Source organism: Paenibacillus ihbetae, from assembly GCF_002741055.1.
GTDB lineage: Bacteria > Bacillota > Bacilli > Paenibacillales > Paenibacillaceae > Paenibacillus_AQ > Paenibacillus_AQ ihbetae.
The window spans coordinates 2971186-2991545 of record NZ_CP016809.1 but is presented as its reverse complement, the minus strand read 5'-3'; the positions used below and the strand labels follow the sequence as shown (position 1 = coordinate 2991545).

The 20360-nt window shown below is 51.6% G+C and carries 15 protein-coding genes and 1 pseudogene; 14 read left to right on the top strand and 2 right to left on the bottom strand.

The features are described 5' to 3' along the window. The first annotated feature begins 106 nt into the window (after window positions 1-106). From BBD41_RS13300 to eno, 4 genes are all read left to right on the top strand, one after another. Complete coding sequence (locus BBD41_RS13300) at window positions 107-1288, top strand: phosphoglycerate kinase (protein WP_077570506.1); 1182 nt, start codon at window positions 107-109, stop codon at window positions 1286-1288. 82 nt (window positions 1289-1370) lie between these two features. After that, the gene (tpiA, locus tag BBD41_RS13295; RefSeq protein ID WP_099477881.1) at window positions 1371-2123 is read left to right on the top strand and encodes a triose-phosphate isomerase; all 753 of its coding nucleotides are present in this window, start codon (window positions 1371-1373) and stop codon (window positions 2121-2123) included. Window position 2124: 1 nt separating this feature from the next. Next, window positions 2125-3669 (top strand): 2,3-bisphosphoglycerate-independent phosphoglycerate mutase, encoded by a 1545-nt coding sequence (gene gpmI / locus BBD41_RS13290; protein ID WP_099477880.1) that lies wholly within the window; start codon window positions 2125-2127, stop codon window positions 3667-3669. Window positions 3670-3724: 55 nt separating this feature from the next. Continuing rightward, window positions 3725-5014: a phosphopyruvate hydratase gene (eno, locus tag BBD41_RS13285; RefSeq protein WP_007133019.1), complete on the top strand. Its 1290-nt coding sequence runs from the start codon at window positions 3725-3727 to the stop codon at window positions 5012-5014. 666 nt (window positions 5015-5680) lie between these two features. Here the strand turns inward: eno and BBD41_RS13275 are convergent. Continuing rightward, the gene (locus BBD41_RS13275) at window positions 5681-5872 is read right to left on the bottom strand and encodes a hypothetical protein (RefSeq protein WP_028406730.1); all 192 of its coding nucleotides are present in this window, start codon (window positions 5870-5872) and stop codon (window positions 5681-5683) included. Between the two features lie 1558 nt (window positions 5873-7430). On the opposite strand from BBD41_RS13275, the gene BBD41_RS13265 reads away from it, so the two are divergent. The 3 genes and pseudogenes from BBD41_RS13265 to BBD41_RS30770 all read left to right on the top strand — a co-directional run. Beyond that, the gene (locus BBD41_RS13265; RefSeq protein WP_099477877.1) at window positions 7431-8387 is read left to right on the top strand and encodes a hypothetical protein; all 957 of its coding nucleotides are present in this window, start codon (window positions 7431-7433) and stop codon (window positions 8385-8387) included. Between the two features lie 70 nt (window positions 8388-8457). Continuing rightward, window positions 8458-8832, top strand: a complete 375-nt coding sequence (locus tag BBD41_RS13260) for a hypothetical protein (RefSeq protein WP_077570497.1) — start codon at window positions 8458-8460, stop codon at window positions 8830-8832. Window positions 8833-9293: 461 nt separating this feature from the next. Then, window positions 9294-9598 (top strand): annotated as a pseudogene (locus BBD41_RS30770) (transposase); the annotation flags it as partial. A gap of 190 nt (window positions 9599-9788) precedes the next feature. On the opposite strand, the gene BBD41_RS13250 reads toward BBD41_RS30770, so the two are convergent. After that, complete coding sequence (locus BBD41_RS13250) at window positions 9789-10451, bottom strand: M50 family metallopeptidase (RefSeq protein ID WP_077570739.1); 663 nt, start codon at window positions 10449-10451, stop codon at window positions 9789-9791. Window positions 10452-10595: 144 nt separating this feature from the next. Between BBD41_RS13250 and BBD41_RS13245 the strand changes: the two genes are divergently transcribed. From BBD41_RS13245 to BBD41_RS13215, 7 genes are all read left to right on the top strand, one after another. Then, a complete protein-coding gene (locus BBD41_RS13245; protein ID WP_099477875.1) occupies window positions 10596-12530 on the top strand; it encodes a TerB N-terminal domain-containing protein in 1935 nt (644 codons plus the stop codon). A 56-nt stretch (window positions 12531-12586) separates the two neighbouring features. Further along, window positions 12587-13924, top strand: a complete 1338-nt coding sequence (locus BBD41_RS13240) for an ATP-binding protein (protein WP_099477874.1) — start codon at window positions 12587-12589, stop codon at window positions 13922-13924. Next, on the top strand, window positions 13921-16107 hold the full coding sequence (locus tag BBD41_RS13235; RefSeq protein WP_099477873.1) for a DEAD/DEAH box helicase: 2187 nt from the start codon (window positions 13921-13923) through the stop codon (window positions 16105-16107). The genes BBD41_RS13240 and BBD41_RS13235 overlap by 4 nt, the downstream gene beginning before the upstream one ends. Window positions 16108-16457: 350 nt before the next feature. Continuing rightward, a complete protein-coding gene (locus BBD41_RS13230) occupies window positions 16458-16661 on the top strand; it encodes a hypothetical protein (RefSeq protein WP_028406738.1) in 204 nt (67 codons plus the stop codon). 473 nt (window positions 16662-17134) lie between these two features. Continuing rightward, window positions 17135-18145, top strand: coding sequence for a LacI family DNA-binding transcriptional regulator (locus tag BBD41_RS13225; RefSeq protein ID WP_099477872.1), 1011 nt, complete (start codon window positions 17135-17137; stop codon window positions 18143-18145). A 197-nt stretch (window positions 18146-18342) separates the two neighbouring features. Further along, entirely contained in the window at window positions 18343-19341 is a 999-nt protein-coding gene (locus BBD41_RS13220) for an ABC transporter permease (RefSeq protein ID WP_206098304.1), read from the top strand. Window positions 19342-19440: 99 nt separating this feature from the next. Further along, complete coding sequence (locus BBD41_RS13215; protein WP_077570485.1) at window positions 19441-20325, top strand: carbohydrate ABC transporter permease; 885 nt, start codon at window positions 19441-19443, stop codon at window positions 20323-20325. The last annotated feature ends 35 nt before the right edge of the window (window positions 20326-20360 follow it).

Sequence of the window (20360 nt, the reverse complement as noted above, 5' to 3'; positions counted from 1 at the left end):
TGGGAAGTAACGAGAGAAGCCGGTTCTGGCGGGCGATTAGACAGAGAAACGAAAGCAGCGGCATGCTGCCCGGCGAGGAGAACATTTTGTTAGGAGGAACGTGGAGATGAACAAGAAAAGTGTGCGTGACGTAGAAGTAAGCGGCAAACGGGTGTTTGTCCGCGTCGATTTCAATGTACCGCTCGAAGATGGTAAAATTACAGACGACACTCGGATTCGCGAAACTTTGCCGACGATTCAATATTTGGTGGAGCGGGGCGCCAAGGTCATCCTGGCGAGCCACTTGGGCCGTCCAAAAGGCGAGGTTGTCGAATCGCTGCGTCTGAATCCTGCGAGCGAGCGTCTGTCCGAGCTGTTGGGCAAGCCGGTAGCGAAAGCGGACGAAGCTGTAGGGGAAGCGGTAAAAGCCCAGGTCGAAAAGCTGCAAAACGGCGACGTGCTTGTGCTTGAAAATGTTCGTTTTTATCCAGGTGAAGAGAAGAATGATCCGGAGCTGGCGAAGCAGTTCGCAGAGCTTGCCGATCTGTTCGTGAACGACGCGTTTGGCGCAGCACACCGTGCGCATGCATCTACTGAAGGTATTGCTCATCATCTTCCAGCCGTATCCGGCCTCTTGATGGAGAAGGAGCTGTCCGTTCTCGGCAAAGCCCTCTCGAATCCGGATCGTCCGTTCACGGCGATTATCGGCGGCTCGAAGGTTAAGGACAAAATCGATGTCATCGACAACCTGCTGAACATTGCCGACAACGTGATCATCGGCGGCGGACTGACGTATACCTTCCTGAAGGCGCAAGGGCATGAAATCGGCCAATCTCTACTTGACAAAGAGAAGCTGGATGCCGCGCTCGGATTCATCGAGAAAGCGAAGCAGCTCGGCAAGAATTTCTACCTGCCTGAGGATATCGTCGTTACCGACGAATTCAGCGCAAATGCCAACACCAAGGTTGTCAATATCGACGGAATTCCGGCGGATTGGGAAGGCATTGATATCGGACCGAAGACTCGCGCCAAATACGCTGAGGTCATTAAAAACTCCAAGCTGGTTGTATGGAACGGACCTATGGGCGTATTCGAAATCGAACCATTCAGCCATGGTACCCGTGCAGTGGCACAGGCATGTGCAGAAACGGAAGCCTACACGGTGATCGGCGGCGGGGATTCCGCAGCAGCTGCTGAGAAATTCGAACTCGCTGACAAAATGGACCATATTTCCACCGGCGGCGGTGCGTCTCTTGAGTTCATGGAAGGCAAAGCACTTCCTGGTGTTGTGGCACTGAACGATAAATAAAGATATAGATCAATGATTTTGGATAGCTAATGTGGAAGAAGCTTGAACCCCGGCTCACCGGGGGAATAAAGGAGTGAACTGTGTGAGAACACCTATCATAGCTGGCAACTGGAAAATGTTTAAGACGGTTCCAGAAGCAAAGGCTTTTTTCGAAGAGGTTAAAGGCAAAGCGGAAGTAGAAGGCGTGGAGAGCGTGATCTGCGCACCGTTTACGAATCTTCCGGCTTTGGTGGAAGCAGCCAAAGGAACGAACATCAAGATCGGCGCGCAAAACCTCCATTTTGAAGATAACGGCGCATTTACAGGCGAAATCAGCGGTTTGATGCTGAAAGACCTGGGCGTTGATTATGTCATTATCGGACATTCCGAGCGACGCCAATACTTTGCGGAAACCGATGAGATCGTGAACAAGAAGGTTCATGCGGCATTCCGTCACGGCTTGCTGCCGATCGTATGCGTAGGCGAGAAGCTGGAAGAGCGTGAAGCCGGCCAAACGAAAGATGTGTGCAAGGTACAGACCGAGGCCGCATTTGCAGGTCTTCCTGCAGACCAAGCGGTTCATGTTGTCATTGCTTACGAGCCAATCTGGGCTATCGGTACAGGCAAATCTTCCACGGCTGAGGATGCTAACGAAGTGATTGCCTATATCCGCGAGCTCGTTAAGGGCTTGTACGGTGAAAGTGTTGCAGCTCAAGTACGGATTCAGTACGGCGGCAGCGTGAAGCCTGAAAATGTAGCGGAGTATATGGGACAAAGCGACATCGACGGCGCGCTCGTCGGCGGTGCAAGTCTTCAGCCGGCTTCCTACATCGCACTCGTTGAGGGGGCGAAGTAAGATGACAGCTCCAAGACCAGTAGCCCTGATCATCATGGATGGTTTCGGGCTTCGCAACACCGAAGCAGGCAATGCAGTCGCTCAAGCGAACAAGCCGAATTACGACCGGTACCTGAAGCAGTATCCGAACACGACGCTTACCGCTTGCGGCGAAGCGGTCGGCTTGCCGGAAGGCCAGATGGGGAACTCCGAAGTGGGCCACCTGAACATCGGCGCAGGCCGGATCGTGTATCAGGATCTGACCCGGATCTCAAAGTCGATTCGGGAAGGCGAGTTCTTCGAGAACGATACGCTGGTCGAGGCGGTTCGCGCGGCAAAAAACAGCGGCAAGAAGCTTCATCTGTACGGGCTTGTGTCGGATGGCGGGGTACATAGCCACATCGAGCATATGTTTGCGATGCTGGACCTGGCCAAGAAGGAAGGCATGCAGGACGTTTACATCCATGGCTTCATGGACGGACGGGATGTAGCGCCTGACAGCGGCAAGCAGTTCGTGAAAGATCTCATTGCGAAGATCCAGGAAGTGGGCGTTGGACAGATCGCTACATTGTCCGGACGCTATTACGCGATGGACCGCGACAAGCGTTGGGATCGTGTGGAGAAGGCTTACCGCGCCATGGTATACGGAGAAGGACCGAAGTACACCGATCCGCTCAAAGCGATTACCGAATCGTATGAGAAATCCGTATATGACGAATTCGTCGAGCCTACGGTGATCGTTGATGACCAAGGCCAGCCGATAAGCCTGGTGGAAAGCGGCGATTCGGTCGTCTTCCTGAACTTCCGTCCTGACCGCGCGATTCAATTGTCCCAGGTGTTCACGAATAAGGATTTCCGCGGCTTCGACCGTGGTCCGGGATTCCCGCAGAACCTGCATTTCGTGTGCTTGACCCTGTTCAGCGAAACGGTGGAGGGCTTCGTTGCCTACAAGCCGAAGGATCTGGACAACACGCTGGGCGAAGTGCTGGTGCAGCATAACAAAAAGCAGCTGCGCATTGCGGAAACCGAGAAATATCCGCACGTGACGTTCTTCTTCAGCGGCGGACGCGATGTCGAGCTTCCGGGCGAAACGCGCATCCTGATCAATTCGCCGAAGGTAGCAACCTATGACCTCAAGCCGGAGATGAGCGCTTATGAGGTCGCAGATGCGTGCGTGAAGGAAATCGAAGCTGAGAAGCATGATGCGATTATTCTGAACTTTGCGAACCCGGACATGGTCGGCCACTCGGGCATGCTCGAGCCAACCAAGAAGGCGGTTGAAGTGACGGATGAGTGCGTCGGCAAAGTGGTTGAGGCCGTCTTGGCTAAAGGCGGAGTCGCCATCATTACGGCTGACCACGGCAATGCGGACATGGTCTTTGACGAGAATGGACGCCCATTCACGGCTCATACCACCAACCCGGTTCCGTTCATCGTTACCGATGAGAACGTGACGCTGCGCGAAGGCGGCATTCTGGCCGATATCGCTCCGACGATCCTCGACCTGATGGATCTGCCGAAGCCGGCTGAAATGACCGGAACTTCCATGATTGCGGCGCGTAAATAAAGACGGACAAGATCTTAAACCATAAACGATACCAAAGAAAAAGGAGACTATACCCATGACTATTATTTCTGACGTATATGCTCGCGAAGTCCTTGACTCCCGCGGCAACCCGACTGTAGAGGTTGAAGTATACCTGGAATCCGGCGCAATCGGACGCGCGATCGTTCCATCCGGCGCTTCCACTGGCGTTCACGAGGCGGTTGAGCTTCGCGACGACGACAAATCCCGTTACCTGGGCAAAGGCGTTCTGAAAGCTGTTGAGAACGTGAACGAGATCATCGCTCCTGAAGTAATCGGCATGGACGCGCTTGACCAGCTCGGCATCGACAAGCTGATGATCGCTTTGGACGGAACGCCTAACAAAGGCAAGCTCGGCGCAAACGCGATCCTGGCTGTATCCATGGCTGTAGCGCGCGCTGCTGCTGACGCATTGGATCTTCCGCTGTACGTATACCTTGGCGGATTCAACGCCAAACAGCTTCCAGTACCAATGATGAACATCGTGAACGGCGGCGCTCATGCCGACAACAACGTAGACGTTCAAGAGTTCATGGTACTGCCTGTGGGCGCACCTAGCTTCAAAGAAGCGCTTCGCATGGGTGCTGAAATCTTCCACAACCTGAAGTCCGTTCTGAAAGGCAAAGGCCTGAACACGGCAGTTGGCGACGAAGGCGGTTTTGCTCCAAACTTCACGTCCAACGAAGATGCACTGTCCTCCATTATCGAAGCGATCGAAAAAGCTGGCTACACGCCAGGCAAAGACGTATTCCTGGGTATGGACGTTGCTTCCACGGAATTCTTCAAGGACGGCAAATACGTTCTGGAAGGCGAAGGCAAATCCTTCACGCCTGCGGAATTCGTTGACCTGCTCGCTTCTTGGGTAGACAAATACCCAATCATCACCATCGAAGACGGATGCTCCGAGGACGATTGGGAAGGTTGGAAGCTGCTCACTGAGAAGCTGGGCAACAAAATTCAGCTGGTTGGTGACGACCTGTTCGTTACGAACACTGAGCGTCTGGAGAGAGGTATCAAGGAAGGTATCGGTAATTCCATCCTGATCAAGGTTAACCAAATCGGTACATTGACTGAAACCTTCGATGCAATCGAAATGGCAAAACGCGCAGGCTACACCGCTGTTGTCTCCCACCGTTCCGGTGAGTCCGAGGACAGCACGATCGCTGACATCGCTGTTGCTACCAACGCAGGTCAGATCAAGACGGGTGCACCTTCCCGTACGGACCGCGTAGCGAAGTACAACCAATTGCTTCGCATCGAAGACCAATTGGGCGAGCTTGCTCAATACAACGGCTTGAAGTCGTTCTACAACTTGAAGCAACAATAATTTGAAATGAAGAAGCCCAGTTCCTGCTGTTGCGGGGGCTGGGCTTTTTATTTTGCGCTTTTCTGGGAGTGGGGAAGGGGCTGTGGCTGCACATTTGTTAGCGTGCCGTGGGGCGGTGCGTATATCGGCTTCGGTCGCTGTTAAAATCGGGAAGCTAGAATGGAATAGGTAGAGGATGCTTCCCGATTTTAAAGGCGAGCGCGCTGCTCCTCCGCCGATATACGCACCTGTGGCAGGGGAGAAAGTGTGCAGCCCAGCCACGTGGGTGTCTCATGGAAGCACAAAGGCAAAGCCCGGCTTGCTGCAAAGGCAGGAGCCGGGCTTTTTCTGGAGGAGGGGGAAGGGGCTGTGGCTGCACTCGTTAGCGAGCCGTGGGGCGGTGCGTATATCAGCTCCGGTCGCTGTTAAAATCGGGAAGCTGGAATGGAGTAGGCAGAGGATACTTCCCGATTTTAAAGGCGAACGCATAGCTCCTCCGCCGATATACGCACCTGTGGCAGGGGAAGAAGTATGCAGCAAAGCCCTTGTGGGTGTCCCATGGAAGCGCAAAGGCAAAGCCCAGCTTAGCTGCAAAGGCAGGAGCCGGGCTTCTTGGGGTGAGGGCGTTGGCTGAAGGCTGCACATGGGGATGGTGCCGTAGGCCGGTGCGTATATCGTCTCAGGTCGTCATAAGTCTGACTTTTCAAGGTTATTAATTTTTGTATGTAAGTTTTTTACCTCAGCCCTTAATTTTGTGATGTCCTCTTTAATTTCAGATCGGTTAACCGCAAGTTTTACGATTCGATATAGGACTAATAAAACAACAAAGATTATGACTAGATTGGCGATCAGGCCTCCAAAACCAAATGCCGAACCCATATCAACACCCCCTTATCATGGGATTTTATTAAACTATTTACAATTATACCATTAATCGCGCTCTTCGTTCGACCGTATGGTGAAAACAACCAATTGCTTTGCACCAGGCTCCTGCTCTTGCGGGGGCTGGGCTTTTTATTTTGCGCTTTTTTCGGGAGTGAAGGGAGGGGCTGTGGCTGCACACCTTTTAGCGTGCCGTGGGGCGGTGCGTATATCAGCTCCGGTCGCTGTTAAAATCGGGAAGCTAGAATGGAATAGGTAGAGGATGCTTCCCGATTTTAAAGGCGAGCGCGCTGCTCCTCCGCCGATATACGCACCTGTGGCAGGGGAGAAAGTGTGCAGCCCAGCCACGTGGGTGTCTCATGGAAGCACAAAGGCAAAGCCCGGCTTGCTGCAAAGGCAGGAGCCGGGCTTTTTCTGGAGGAGGGGGAAGGGGCTGTGGCTGCACTCGTTAGCGAGCCGTGGGGCGGTGCGTATATCAGCTCCGGTCGCTGTTAAAATCGGGAAACTAAGCATGGAATAAGTGAGGATACTTCCCGATTTTAAAGGCGAACGCGCTGCTCCTCCGCCGATATACGCACCTGTGGCAGGGGAAGAAGTATGCAGCAAAGCCCTTGTGGGTGTCCCATGGAAGCGCAAAGGCAAAGCCCAGCTTAGCTGCAAAGGTTAATGGAAACAGATCATGATAGTGGCAATCTGAATTCAGTCAGTGGTCATCATTATCTTGGTATGCAAGTATCCTCCAGGGTCTAGATTATCTCTGGGCGGATAAGGTAAGATCGGTTGGAAGCAATCCAGCCATTCATTCTTCTTTGGACGGTGACGGAAAACGCTTTACCTTTGTTGCTTTCCAGCAAACGAAACCAATTCTACAGGTGGAACAACTAGACAAATACAGTACGAAACAAATAGGCACAGGTAAATCCCAATTTCCTTTTGATTCCTGCTGCATTCAAGTGTTTGAGGACTTTCTTTTGTCCTATCATATAGAGGGCTGTGTGGTAGTGGAGGCTCGACACTCTCACTTTTACCAACGAAGCGGTGTTTTTCTATTTTTCGTCAAGGAGTCTATTCAATCGTTCTTTAACCCTCGTTGTACATGCTATTAATCTGTTTTTTTTCTCTGCAAAAGTGAGTTATTAAGATAAATCGTGAAAAGAAATGTAACCAATTGGTCTGTTAGCGTGTTTATAGTATGTAGGCGCCTACATTTTTTAAAATTTATTTGGGAGGAGATACGAAGAACGTAACAGCCTATCTACTTAACAGAATCTTCCGCTTTCTGGAGGCTAAGTTATATTGAGACAGAGCCAATAAAGATTTTTCTGCAGCTGGCCAGCACATCTATGATGTCAGGGAAATCTCGTTTAATTGATATTAATTACAACTAATAGGAGGCACATAATTTGAAGAAAAGTTTAATATTATTAGCTGCATTACTACTCATGCTTAGTGTTTTCCCGCAATTCGCATTTGCAGATATAGGGATACTTTTACAATAAACAATGTTTATGAATATGACAATGAAACCTATGAAAAGATTAAACAATACAATAACTTGAAGGTAGATCTGATATCTGACAGTGACCTATCTCTTGTTTTAGACACCAAAGATGGGATTATCGAGGCTGAGGGTTTATATGAAATCAGCCATGACACTGAGTCAAATACAACTCTAATCTCAGCTCAGGGAATGTTGCATACTGGTGAATCATACGTATTAAAACTTGGATATGACAAAAAAGAGAATGCAAATGGTGATTTAATTATTACAAAGCCTTCTATTGGCAATGAGTTTCCTGAAGAGACTTTCATACATTTTAACAATAATGAGTGGATTTCTTTAGAAAATATGCACGAAATTATTGAGAAAAATAGCCAAGGACTTGTGATGCCAATGGCTGATAATCTGCCGTATGTTAAGTCAGCGAAATATGGTAAATATACTTTCTCAAATGTTCAATGGAATACTAACAACCTTGTTTCAAATAATGACAATAACCTCCAAATTAAATTCCAACCTCTTTTTTCGAGTATCAATACTTGGAAAGATCCTTATGGAAGAACTGGACAATTGATTAAAAAGCAGTCTGGGATTTATACTCTATTAACTCGATATGAATCTTATACAACTACAAGTCCTTATGCTATTGCATACACTTATCCTATCGTTAAAGAAACTACTAAAACAACTATACCGATTACAATTTCCTACGCTGGAATAGGATCAGAAATTCAAATTCCAATCGGTTCAGATAACAAAAAGACTGATGGTAATCCTGCTCGTTGGGATTTGAGTAATATTAATATTCCATTACAAGATTCAAGTGGAAGAGATTTAGATAAATATACTATTCAAGGGATCACAAAAATTACAGGTAAGGGTGCCAATGTTAAAATTCAGGCAGGCGTATATGTTAAAATAGGAGCCTTCTATTCTTTTTATGATAAACCAGCCCAGTGGACAACCTTTACCGATACGTATAACCACGATATAACTGCAAAAGTTCAATAGATATTTCCTTGTTCATAATAAGACGGAGACTGGTTGACAGCCAGTCTCTTAAAATGCTTAGGGGGAAAACATGAAGAATGTCCTGATTTTGTTGTTGTTAACTTTATTAGTTTCGGGATGCAGTAAAAATAACACTGAGAAGGCCACAGATTTTTTGTTAGAAAATCAAACAAATGAGGTCACAGTAGTAGTTTTTACAAATAAATCATTAGAAGATTCATATACTGAAACATTACAGAAGAATATTGATTATATAAATAATAACTTGAGGATTGATAAACCCATCACAAATGTTTCGTTCATTGACGTTAGCCAGGATCAAAAATTTAATTATGAAAGAATTTTCGACTTAAATACATTCCCGCAAATTGTTCTTTTTGAAAAAGATGAAATTGTTTTAAAAACTACCGATTCTGAAGAACTTATACGTCATTATGAGAATTAAACAGGCTAGCCTTTGAGAACTGTACGGTAAGACAAGCCCCGCTGGCTATTACAAGTCTTTGGCTTGTCTTTTCTATTTGATTAATAATTGTACAAGAAAAGCCTATAATATCGACATTAGTGGTGAACGTTCTTCCCCTTCCAGCTCATATTGCTCCCCCGCAACAGACTCGTTTATTGAATCACTACTATTCTTAGTAATGCAAACTATATCGTTTTTAGAAATGCTGCCACCCTTGACCTCATATTCAATCATCGGTTCCTCTGAGAAGTAATTTGAGTTTCGAAGTGTGAGGCGACAGGTCACCAAGTTTTTTCTGGAATCGTATTGTGGAAGGCCATTTTAATAGACGGATTGTAATTATGAAGTGCAACACCTACTGGAATTAAATAAAAAAGGGCCCATGGCCCGATTCGTGTAAAATGAATTCCTACACCACATTCACACAAGGAGAATCCGCTATGAGCTACACACGGCTTAGCATAATTGAACGCAGCAAGTTAGAAATCCTCCATCAGCAAGGCAATAGTTTGAGAGCCATTGCAAAAGAACGGGGAAGACATCCTTCGACGGTTTGCCGTGAGTTGAAGCTTGTTGCTGCGTTGTAGCCCTATCGGGCTGAAAAAGCCCAGCACGCTTATGAGGAACGCATTAAGGCTTCCGTTTCTTCGGGTAAATGGTCAGACCTCTTGTCTGTTTCCTTAGAGGAAAAGCTCCAGCGACGTGGTCTCCAGAGCAAATCATGGAACGTTTCCGCACAGAAGGCACTGATGTCGCTCAAGTTGAGGATGAGGAGCTCGCCCATTCACTAGATCTAATCAACCACAGGCCTCGTGGGTTGGCGAAACCGCTCACGAATCTTTCACAGAGGAATTGTTGCACTTGGTATTACAATCTGTCATAACAATTAAAGGCTAAGCAGCTCCTTTCAAAATACAGGTAAGCGGGACGGCCCATCATCGCTTCTTCCAGAACAGCTGCAGCGCCACCTTGGCGCACCACAGAGAAAAGACGAAGAACAGCAGGGCCCAGATAATCGCGGGAACCACAGTCATATTGGCCAGATTGCTTGCGTCTCCTGCTTGCGATGGCTGGCTCAGCGCCCGTATGGCCAAGGTCAACGGCCCCATGACGGACTCCTCGAGCACGAGAAAGGCCAGAAGCAGGTAATAGAAATTACGGATTTTCGGTCCCAGCATGTAGAAGATAAGATTGACTATGATGAAAATAATGAGCCACCACAGCCCATACCCCTTGTGTACGAAGAAAATAATCATAATAACCGCCAGCGCGGTAATGGTCATTAAGCCTTCGCCCTGCCGCTTACGGGCATATCCCAGGAACATGAGAATGGCGAACACGGAGGCCGATATATACCCTGCCAGCGAGACAATAACAGGACTCCAGCCCCCCGAGGACAGCATGGAATACGTGACGCCGCTGTGATCGGGGTTCAGCTCAATGCTGAGCACTCGGCCGGACATGAGGAGGGTCATGAGTGCGTGTCCCAGTTCGTGAATCATCGTATCGAGGATGCGGAACCAGGAAGAGAAGGGGATCAGCCGGGTCAGAATGGCCGCTCCTACCAGAAATAATAGTGCCTTGATCCATTTATTCATCAGGAAGTCCTTTCCGGCTTCAGTCTTTGATCTGGAGCATCGTTCGCTTTCATCCCTTATAATATAGATGAGTTTCATATGAAAATCCATTAGACTGGCCATGCAAAATGGTATAATTGAAGTCATGACGGAGGTTCATGACCGATGAAAAATGAGAAGCCGGATTTCAATAATGACAAAAACAATCACATAAAGCACATAAGACAAACCACGCTGGTCAATGATCAGGGGATTCGTTTTGCGGAAATCGAGTTCGGCGGGGAGGAGCGGGACATGCCGCTTGCCGCCCGGACCGGGGAGGGGCTGGATCCGGATCAAGAGCAGGATCGGCAAACGGAGGCACCTCAAGCACCGATGGGGAGAAGCTCGTTGGTTGTAAAGCCGCAGCAGCCCCTCGACCTGAATTTGGACGACAGCTTCCGTTATGTGACCAAGGAGCAGCAATTCGCGCTGAAAGCACGGGAGCTGGCCTGGCATACGGAGCAAGAGGCTCCATTCGTTCCGTTCAAAACGTACTGGCCGACGTACGAGCAGATGAGCCCTGAACAGTTTCGCTGGTATTTTTACTGGCGGGAGGAGGTACGGTCCGGCCGGTACCCGGATACGGATTTATCCTATTTATTCTTGTACTTTTACGAGCTGATTCACGGCGTAGGCTGGAGCGACCCGCGGCAAGGATACGATTTGATGCTGCAAGCATGGAACGCTTACCGAGAGCGTTATGCCAAGCTCAATATGTATTTGCGGGAATGGCTATATGATTTTATGATCGTGCATCACCTGGATATGCCGATTCCCGAGACGTATGATCGCCTGCCGAGGGCCATTTCGCCGGAATTGAAGGAACGGGAGTACATGCGGCGCTTCTCCCTTCAGCCTGCCGAGCTGACCTGGGAGCTGCTGTGCGGTCTGCTGGATTATGATGCCGAGAAGAGCCGTTTCTATCAGGAATCCGGACGCAAGGACATGCAGCGGTATGCCCCGAGGGTTGTGGCGCTGGTCGACAGCTATTTGGCCAAAAAGACGGGGCAGCGCTTCATCGACCGCTTCCAGCCCCGGCCAAGGCAGGTCAAGCGATATCTGTTCCGCAGCGCGGTGTATGATCATGGTCTGCATGGGCGAACGGTTGTCCTAACGATCCTCTCCTTAAGCGAGTATGCCCCGTTGCGGGCCTACATGACCGGGTTGACCCGGCTGACGGAGAACAAGCTGAGGGAGCTTAGGGGCTTCAAAGGACGGCTTCGCGGGACGGAAGCCATCGGACCGGATGTGGCGCAGTTGGTTGAGCGGTATTTGACCAAAGAAATAGAACTGCAGCTTGAAGCCGAGCGCAGGAAGAGCATCCCGGAGGTGCAGATCGATACAAGAAAGCTGCAGCGCCTGCAGCGGGAGTCGGATGAGGTCCGCGACATGCTGCTTGTCGAGGAGGCCGGATCGGAGGAGGCCTTGAGTGAGAAGTCCTCATTAGTCCATGCAAGCTCTGATCAGTCCCCGAAAGCCGTCTCATCTGGAAAGCGTAAACCGAAGAGTGTGGATGTCGTTCAGGCCGTGATGGACTTTGATGCGGGGCTCCCTAGCGAAGATTCTTTCGGAATGGAACCGCGGATCAAAGGGACGACTAACGCAACGACCGTAAAAGCGGCAAAACTAACGACCGTCGAAGCGGCAAACGTACCGACTCGACAAACTACAGGGGGATCTTATGCGGAAACCGCTGAAGTAACGCTTGGCGCTAGAGCTATGCCTCATATTGATCGGGGACCGGAGGCTGAAGCGAATAAAGCGGAGGAAGCATCCCATTCACACGGACAGGCATGGCAATGGAATGTGGAGGATGAGGATTGGCAGCAGCTTGCGGAGCGTCTGACGTCTGCGCATATGGAGATTCTGCACGCCTTGAAGGCTGGGCCGAATTCGGCTGCACTGCAGCCCATTGCAGAACGCGCAGGCTCGATGCCTGCCCTGCTGCTGGATGAAATTAACGAGGCTGCGATGGATACCATTGGCGATCTGCTGATTGACGGAGAATCCATTGCGGAAGAATATATCGACAAGATGGATGCTTTGAAGAGGATATAAAAGCACGGACGGTACAACCGGCCTCTAATGCTTTTGAAAGAAGGTGAATTTCGATCATGAACGAGCTAAAAATCCCGAAGCGGCTTACCACTGCCCTTGTGAACTCCATGACGGCAGGCGTCGTGCCGCGCGTTGGGCTTGAATATATTGCCGTCGGGCGTAAACCGGAGGTGAAGTCGATCCTGCGGGATATGGACAATATCGCCGAAGGGGGAGCGGCTTTCCGCCTTATCACGGGACGTTACGGCAGCGGCAAGAGCTTCCTCCTCCAGATGATACGAAACTATGCAATGGACCGCGATTTCGTCGTGGCGGATGCGGATTTGTCGCCGGAGCGCCGGCTGGTAGGCACGAAGGGACAGGGGCTGGCGACGTACCGGGAGCTCATGACCCATCTGTCAACGAAGACGCGGCCTGACGGCGGAGCGCTGGAGGCTATTCTGCAGAAGTGGATTGCGGCGATTCAGCAGCGGATCATGGTTGAGGCGGACCTTCGGCCGGATGATCCCACCCTGAACGAACGCGTGGAGCTGGACATTTTCGCGGTGACGAATGAGATGCAGAATCTGGTGCACGGATTTGATTTTGCGAAGGTGCTGGCTGCTTATTGGAACGGCTATAAGCTTGGCGACGATGACCGGAAAGCGGCGGCGCTGCGATGGCTGCGCGGGGAGGTGCCGACCAAGACGGAAGCCCGCAAGGAGCTCGGCGTGGGGGTCATCATCGACGATGACAACTGGTACGACTATATGAAGCTGTGGTCCGAATTCACGGCTGCGATTGGATATAAGGGACTGCTGCTGTTCATCGACGAAGGGGTTAACTTATACAAAATCACGAACAGCATCTCCCGTCAGAGCAACTATGAGAAGCTGCTCACCATGTTCAATGACACGATGCAGGGCAAAGCCCAGCACCTCGGAATCTACATGGGCGGCACGCCGCAGTTCGTCGAAGACGAGCGCCGGGGGCTGTTTAGCTATGATGCCCTCCGCTCCCGTCTGATCGATGGACGTTACGGCAGCAGCACGCTCCGGACGTATACATCCCCCATCCTGAAGCTGGACATGCTCTCGTACGAAGAAATTCTCATCCTTCTGCAGAAGCTGCGGGACATCCATGCCTTTCACTTCAAGTATGAGCCGCAGCTGACGGACGAGCAGTTGGTGGCATTTATGCAGGCTGCCTTGAACCGGCTGGGCGCGGAAGAGCTGCTGACGACCCGGGAGGTCGTGCGGGATTTCATGGACCTGCTGCACACGCTGCATCAGCATCCGGAAGCCACTTTCGAGCAGCTGCTGGGGGAGCGTGCGGAGGCGCAGCCGGCAGCCAGCAAGGGAGCGGATGAGCAGGGGGACGACCTGGACGATCTGTTGGCGGAGTTTGAGCTATGAGTGCTGCGAATCCTTTTTCCCGATTGGCGCCATTCATTCAGGAGTTTATCTACAAAAAAAGATGGGATACCCTTCGCGAGGCACAGGTTGAAGCCTGCCGCGTCCTGTTCGATACGCCGAACCATTTGCTGATCGCATCAGGTACGGCCTCGGGGAAGACGGAGGCGGCGTTCTTTCCCGCCCTGACGGAGCTGTATAACAAGCCTTCAAGCTCGGTAGGCATTTTGTATATCGGGCCGCTTAAGGCGCTGATCAACGACCAGTTCGAGCGCATCAGCGATCTGCTGAAGGAGGGGCAGGTTCCGGTATGGCACTGGCACGGCGACGTGTCCCAGGCAGAGAAGACGAAGCTGATGCGGAAGCCTTCCGGCGTGCTTCAGATTACCCCCGAGTCGCTTGAGGGGCTGCTGATGAACCGGCCGAATGCGATACCGGCCTTGTTTCAGGATCTGCGGTACGTCATTATCGACGAGGTCCATGCGTTCATGGGGGCTGATCGCGGCATTCAGGTGCTGAGCCAGCTCACCCGCATCGAGCGGATGGCTTCGTGCGAGCCTCGCCGGATCGGCCTGTCGGCTACGCTGAGCGACTATGAGACCGCTGCCGGGTGGCTGGGTGCGGGAACGCAGCATGCGGTCGAGGTCATTGCTCCGCAAGGCGGGCGGAAGCTGCGGCTGTCGGTAGAGCACTTCTCCTTTCCCGATGCGCGGGACGAGAAGCAGGCCGAGCAGCTGGAGCTCGCGCGCAAAGCCTACTATGATTTCGTGTACGATCACACGCATATGAAAAAAGCGCTCGTCTTCACAAACAGCCGCTCGGACGCAGAGCTCACGACGCTGGAGCTGCGGCGGATCGCAGCGAAGCGGCAGCAGCCGGACGTCTTCCATGTGCACCATGGAAGCATCTCCGCCATGCTGCGCGAGGAAGCGGAGGCCGCGCTGCGGTCGGGTCCGGGGCCGGCGGTGGCTGCGGCGACCCTAACCCTGGAGCTCGGCATCGACCTCGGCGAGCTGGAGCGGGTCATCCAGCTCGGTGCGCCGTACAGCTGCTCCAGCTTCGTGCAGCGGCTCGGCCGTTCCGGCCGCAGGGGAGACCAGGCCTCCGAGATGATGTTTCTTTGCCCGGAGGACGAGGATGAAGAGGCGCTGCTGCCGGCGCGTATGCCTTGGATGCTGCTGCGCGCCATCGCCGTGATCGAGCTGTACATCCGGGAGAAATGGGTCGAGCCGCTCACCTTGCGGAAGAAGCCGGTGGGCGTGCTGTACCATCAGACGATGAGCACGCTGAAGAGTATGGGAGAAGCCGAGCCGCAGGACCTGGCGCGGGCCGTGCTTACGCTTCCGGCATTTCGCGGCATAGAGCCGGAGGAGTATAAGGAATTCCTGCAGTATTTGCTGCAGACCGATCATATCCAGCGCACGGAGGAAGGCAGCCTCATCATCGGTCTTGGCGGGGAGAAGATCGTAAATAACTACCGCTTCTATGCGGTGTTTAAGGACGATGAGGAGCATGTCGTCTACAACGGCTCCGAGGAGATCGGATCGATTACGACCGTGCCGCCTCCGGGCTACTGCTTCTCGCTGGCCGGAAAGCTGTGGAAGGTAGAGGAAGTGGACACCAAGCACAAAGCATTGTACGTGAAGGCTGCCAAAGGCAAGGTCGATACGTTATGGCTGGGGGCCGGCGGCGATGTCCACACCCGGGTCGTGCAGAAGATGCGGGAAGTGCTGGCCGACAGCACCATCTATCCGTATCTCGCGCCCGGTGCCGTGAACCGCCTGGAGCGAGCCCGCCGGCTTGCCCGGGAGAGCGGGCTGCTGAAGCAGGTCGTTATCCCGGCGGGCGGGGATTCGCTGTTTATACTGCCTTGGGCGGGCAGCAAACAGTTCCGGACGCTCGAACGGCTGCTGAAGCATAACCTGTCCGAGCCGCTCTCCTTGCGTTCGATCGTGCCGATGGAGCCGTATTACATGATCGTTGCCGGCAAGGCGGATGCCGGGACGCTGCTCGAGGAGATCCGCCGCGAGCTGGCGCAATGCAGCGACGCCAGTTCGCTGCTGGATCCGGACGAGGCGCCTTATCTCGGCAAATACGACGAGTTTGTGCCGCCGAAGCTCGTCCGCACGGCGTTTGCGGCTGATGGGCTGGATGTGCAGGGTTTGGCTGAGCTGCTGCGGTCGTGATAAGCCTTGCGGGGGATACTCAAGCCAGCGTTCATAGGCGCGAACATAGGAGCGAAGTGAACATGCAATCGAAAACAGCCATGGAAGAACGGGACATGCCCGATTCCATGGCTGATTTTTTATTCTTCACTTTTTGATAGCACATAGGATTTCAGGTCATTAAAACGTTTCTCGTTTTCTCGGATCCACTTCGTTTCATCGCTGGATGAGCCGGGACTCGTCGCAGGATCTCCGTTTAGGATCTATAACCAGGGAGATAAATTATTCCAGCTTTGTCGATCTGTGTTACAATATTCATAGGTAGAAAATACAATACTTTGAATTTCTGTGAACTAGAGGTGAAAACAGCTGTGAAAAATAGAAACAAAACAGGTATTGTTGTGGCCCTAATTTATTGTTTTGTCCTTTATGCGATTTTAATTGATGCACCCCCTGGTGAGGCTCCGGTTAATCCGCCATGGGCACCCGCCATGATTCCGCTTGGAGCTGTTATTATTACATCTCTTTTTGATTATGTGATCAAGTTCGATTTCTTCGAAAAAAAGAAAAAGTGAATGGATAAAATGCCAAAATTAAAAATTGCGAAGTCTTTTAGTGGCTGGAGTTCTGCTCTACATTTCTGCTCTACATTTAATTGAATTCCAGCCTTTGACTGAAACCCTGCGGACATCTCTTCAAGAAATGATCCCTTCGTTTATTTTCTTAATTTAAAGAGCCGTCTGAATCGGCTTAATCATCGCATGTAATCTAGGTTATCCCCAAAATGAACCTTGGTGATGTCATTGACCAAAGGCTTCTCTTCCTTTTGGAACCGTACTACCCTCCCTCAAAAGGTTCTTCCATCACTCGCACGCAGATGGGGCCATCCCGTGCACTTCCGTCGTCTTCCATCGGCCCCGAGGATTGGTGCGAATGCCAAGCCTCGCATAAAATTCCCCCTACCCGAAAAAATAAGCATTGTGCTCAACGCCATCGTATGGTAACTTATGTACATAAAAACGTTTTTATTGCAAAGGAAGATCAGTGAATGGGCAAGGTAACCATCAAAGATGTCGCAAGAGAGGCCGGCGTATCGATTTCGACGGTATCGAACGCGCTCAATGACGTGGACGTGCTGAATCCCGAGACGAAGTCGCATGTGCTGAGGGTTGCGGAGCGGCTCAACTACGTGCCGAACCTGAACGGCAAGCTGCTGAAATCGGGCAAGACGAAGATGCTTGGCTTCTTCACCACCAGCGTATCGGGGCCCTATTTCTATACCCTCGTGGAATCCATGTCCCGCGAGTGCGACCGTCTCGGCTACGGGCTGAACGTGTTCGTGACGAAGGACAAGCAGGTCATTATGAGCAACATTCTGGGCGGGCGCGTAGATGGCGTCATCATTTTCGAAGAGCTGAGAATTGATGATAAAGACATTGCCGTCATGGAGAAGGACAAGATCAAGGCGGTATTCCTCGATCGCGTCGTTCAGAACGAGACGATGGGGAGCATTATTTTCGATTCATATGAAGCTGGATATGAGGCGACGAAATACTTGATCAGTCTCGGACACCGCAATATTGCTTACATATCGGGCGTGGACACCATGTTCGACAGCGTGCAGCGGAAGAAAGGCTATCTCGCGGCCTTACGCGAAGTGCAGTTTCCGATCGATGAGGACTTGATCCTCCAGGGTTATTTCGAGGAGGAAGGCTCCTATAACGCCGTAAAATCGTTCATCCACATGCATCCAGGCAAGGTGCCGGACGCGTTCCTGGCAGGGAACGACCTCAGCGCCATCGGCTGCATCCGGGCACTGAAATCGCTCGGCTACGAGGTTCCGAAGGATATCAGCGTCGTCGGCTTTGACGACATCGATATCGCACAGTATTTTACGCCGCCGTTATCGACGGTGCGCAACCAAATCGCGCGGCAAGGCATCCTGGTCGTTGACCATCTGGTGCGCATGATCCAGAAGAAGGAGCAGGGCAAGGTGCAGAAGCTGGCGGGAGAACTGATCGTCCGCGGCTCCAGTCAAGTGAAGGTCCGATCGGAATGAGCCGGAGCCAGTAGACTAGGCAGAAGGCGTCATTTCGGATCTGTTTTTTTTAAATCTAGTCCAAGCATAGGGGGTTTTTATCGCTAAAAATAAAAACGTTTTTATTAAATGATTGCGTTCCTTATGGATGGGTAACACGGTACGGTGCAACCAAGGGGTCTGGAACAACAACGTTATTAAAGGAGGAGGCGAACGAGGTGGCAAAGACAGCTGAGGCTCCGTCCGCGACGCCCGCAGGAACGGGAGCCGTGCTTTCATCCGGCAAAAAGCCGATGGGGCGGAGAGTGAAAGAGTTTTTCGTGGATTTCGGACGGCAATGGGAGCTGCAGTCCATGATTCTTCCGGGCGTCGTGTTCATGTTTATTTTCTGTTACATTCCGATTTACGGTCTGACGATCGCATTCAAGAGCTACACGGTCATCGACACGATCGATTCCGCGCCGTGGGTCGGCATGGACAATTTCAAAATCATCATGTCGGACAAGTACTTCTGGGATTCCGTCGTAAACACGCTGGGCATCAGCTTTCTGAAATTGGCGATCGGGTTCGTCATTCCGATTATTCTTGCCATCATGATTTACGAGGTCAGCTTCGGGCGGTTCAAGAAATTCGTGCAGACGGTGTCGTACCTGCCGCACTTCCTGTCCTGGATCGTGCTCGGCGGGATGCTCATTACCTGGTTCTCAACGACGGGCTTGTTCAACCAGCTGCTGCTCAGCTTGGGTCTGATCTCGCAGCCGTCGAACATTATGCTCGATCCGAACAAGTATTGGTGGATCGCCACCTTATCCGACATCTGGAAGGAAGCGGGCTGGGGGACGATTCTGTATCTGGCGATCATGGCCAAGATCGATCCGACCTATTACGAAGCCGCGAAAATCGATGGCGCAAGCCGTCTCAGACAAATCTGGAATATCACCATTCCGAACATGAAAATGATCATCAGCTTGAATTTGATCCTAACTGTAAGCGGTTTATTGGGCTCGAACCTGGATCAGACGCTGGTGCTTATGAACTCGCAAAACCGGGAAAAGGCGGAGGTAATTAACTCTTACGTCTACCGGATGGGGATGACGCAGGGCGACTTCTCCTACGCAACGGCCGTGGGCCTTGGCGTCTCGATCGTTTCGGTCATTCTGCTCGTGACCGCCAACAAAGTCACCAGCAAATTAAACGATAACCAGTCGGTTCTGTAACGGTTGTTCACCCAAAAATGCCCGCTGCATCCAAGGCGCCGAATCGGACGCTAGGGTTAAGGGCGGGCGGTAGAAGTGTAACGGGAGGAGGCTTTACCTTTGAATTCGAAAGCAGCGAAAGGGGACTGGGATAGCCGGATCTTCGATGCCATCAATATCGCATTGCTGGTAGTGTTTACGCTGATCATCGTGGTTCCGCTTTGGAATGTTCTGGTCTCTTCCTTCAGCTCGGGCAGAGCTCTGGCGGAGGGCGGGTTTATTTTCTGGCCGACCGAACTTTCCCTTGAAAATTACCAGGCCGTATTCCGGGATGACGGTATCTGGCAGGCCTTCTTCATCTCGGTCGCCAAAACCTTGATCGGGGTTATCACCCACGTGTTTTTCTGTGCGATGGTGGGCTACGGCCTCAGCAAGCGGTACGTGCGCGGCCGCAAATTTTATGTCACGATGGGCGTCATCACGATGTTTTTCTCGGGCGGGATGATTCCGACGTACCTGCTCATCAAGGACCTGGGCATGCTGAACAGCTTCTGGGTGTATATTATTCCGGCGCTGCTCAGCTTCTACGATGTCATTATTTTGATGAATTTCTTCCGCAATGTGCCGGATTCGCTGGAGGAATCCGCGAAGATTGACGGCGGCGGGGACTGGCGGATCTTTCTGAGCATCTTCATTCCGCTGTCCATGCCGGCAATGGCGACCATTGCGCTGTTCAACGGGGTCGGACAATGGAACGACTTTATGACGACCAAGCTCTATATTACGGATCAGTCGCTGTATCCATTGCAAATGATGCTCTACGAAATTATCGTGCAGTCGCAGACGCAATCGATGCAGAACGCCGGCTCGGTCGTGATCGAGACGACAACGAAGGGCGTTCAGCTCGCCACGATCGTTGTAACGACACTGCCGATTGTCGTCATCTATCCCATCCTTCAGCGGTACTTTATATCCGGAATGATGCTGGGGGCGGTGAAGGAGTAAGAAAGCAGCAGTAGGTTCGGGTCCGAAAGAAAGCG

Bases quoted from the DNA above. Each gene is read 5' to 3' on its own strand.
- BBD41_RS13275 (WP_028406730.1), bottom strand. From the start codon at position 5,872: ATGGGTTCGGCATTTGGTTTTGGAGGCCTGATCGCCAATCTAGTCATA.
- BBD41_RS13250 (WP_077570739.1), bottom strand. From the start codon at position 10,451: ATGAATAAATGGATCAAGGCACTATTATTTCTGGTAGGAGCGGCCATT.
- BBD41_RS13225 (WP_099477872.1), top strand. From the start codon at position 17,135: ATGGGCAAGGTAACCATCAAAGATGTCGCAAGAGAGGCCGGCGTATCG.
- eno (WP_007133019.1), top strand. From the start codon at position 3,725: ATGACTATTATTTCTGACGTATATGCTCGCGAAGTCCTTGACTCCCGC.
- BBD41_RS13235 (WP_099477873.1), top strand. From the start codon at position 13,921: ATGAGTGCTGCGAATCCTTTTTCCCGATTGGCGCCATTCATTCAGGAG.
- gpmI (WP_099477880.1), top strand. From the start codon at position 2,125: ATGACAGCTCCAAGACCAGTAGCCCTGATCATCATGGATGGTTTCGGG.
- BBD41_RS13240 (WP_099477874.1), top strand. From the start codon at position 12,587: ATGAACGAGCTAAAAATCCCGAAGCGGCTTACCACTGCCCTTGTGAAC.
- BBD41_RS13245 (WP_099477875.1), top strand. From the start codon at position 10,596: ATGAAAAATGAGAAGCCGGATTTCAATAATGACAAAAACAATCACATA.
- BBD41_RS13300 (WP_077570506.1), top strand. From the start codon at position 107: ATGAACAAGAAAAGTGTGCGTGACGTAGAAGTAAGCGGCAAACGGGTG.
- BBD41_RS13260 (WP_077570497.1), top strand. From the start codon at position 8,458: ATGAAGAATGTCCTGATTTTGTTGTTGTTAACTTTATTAGTTTCGGGA.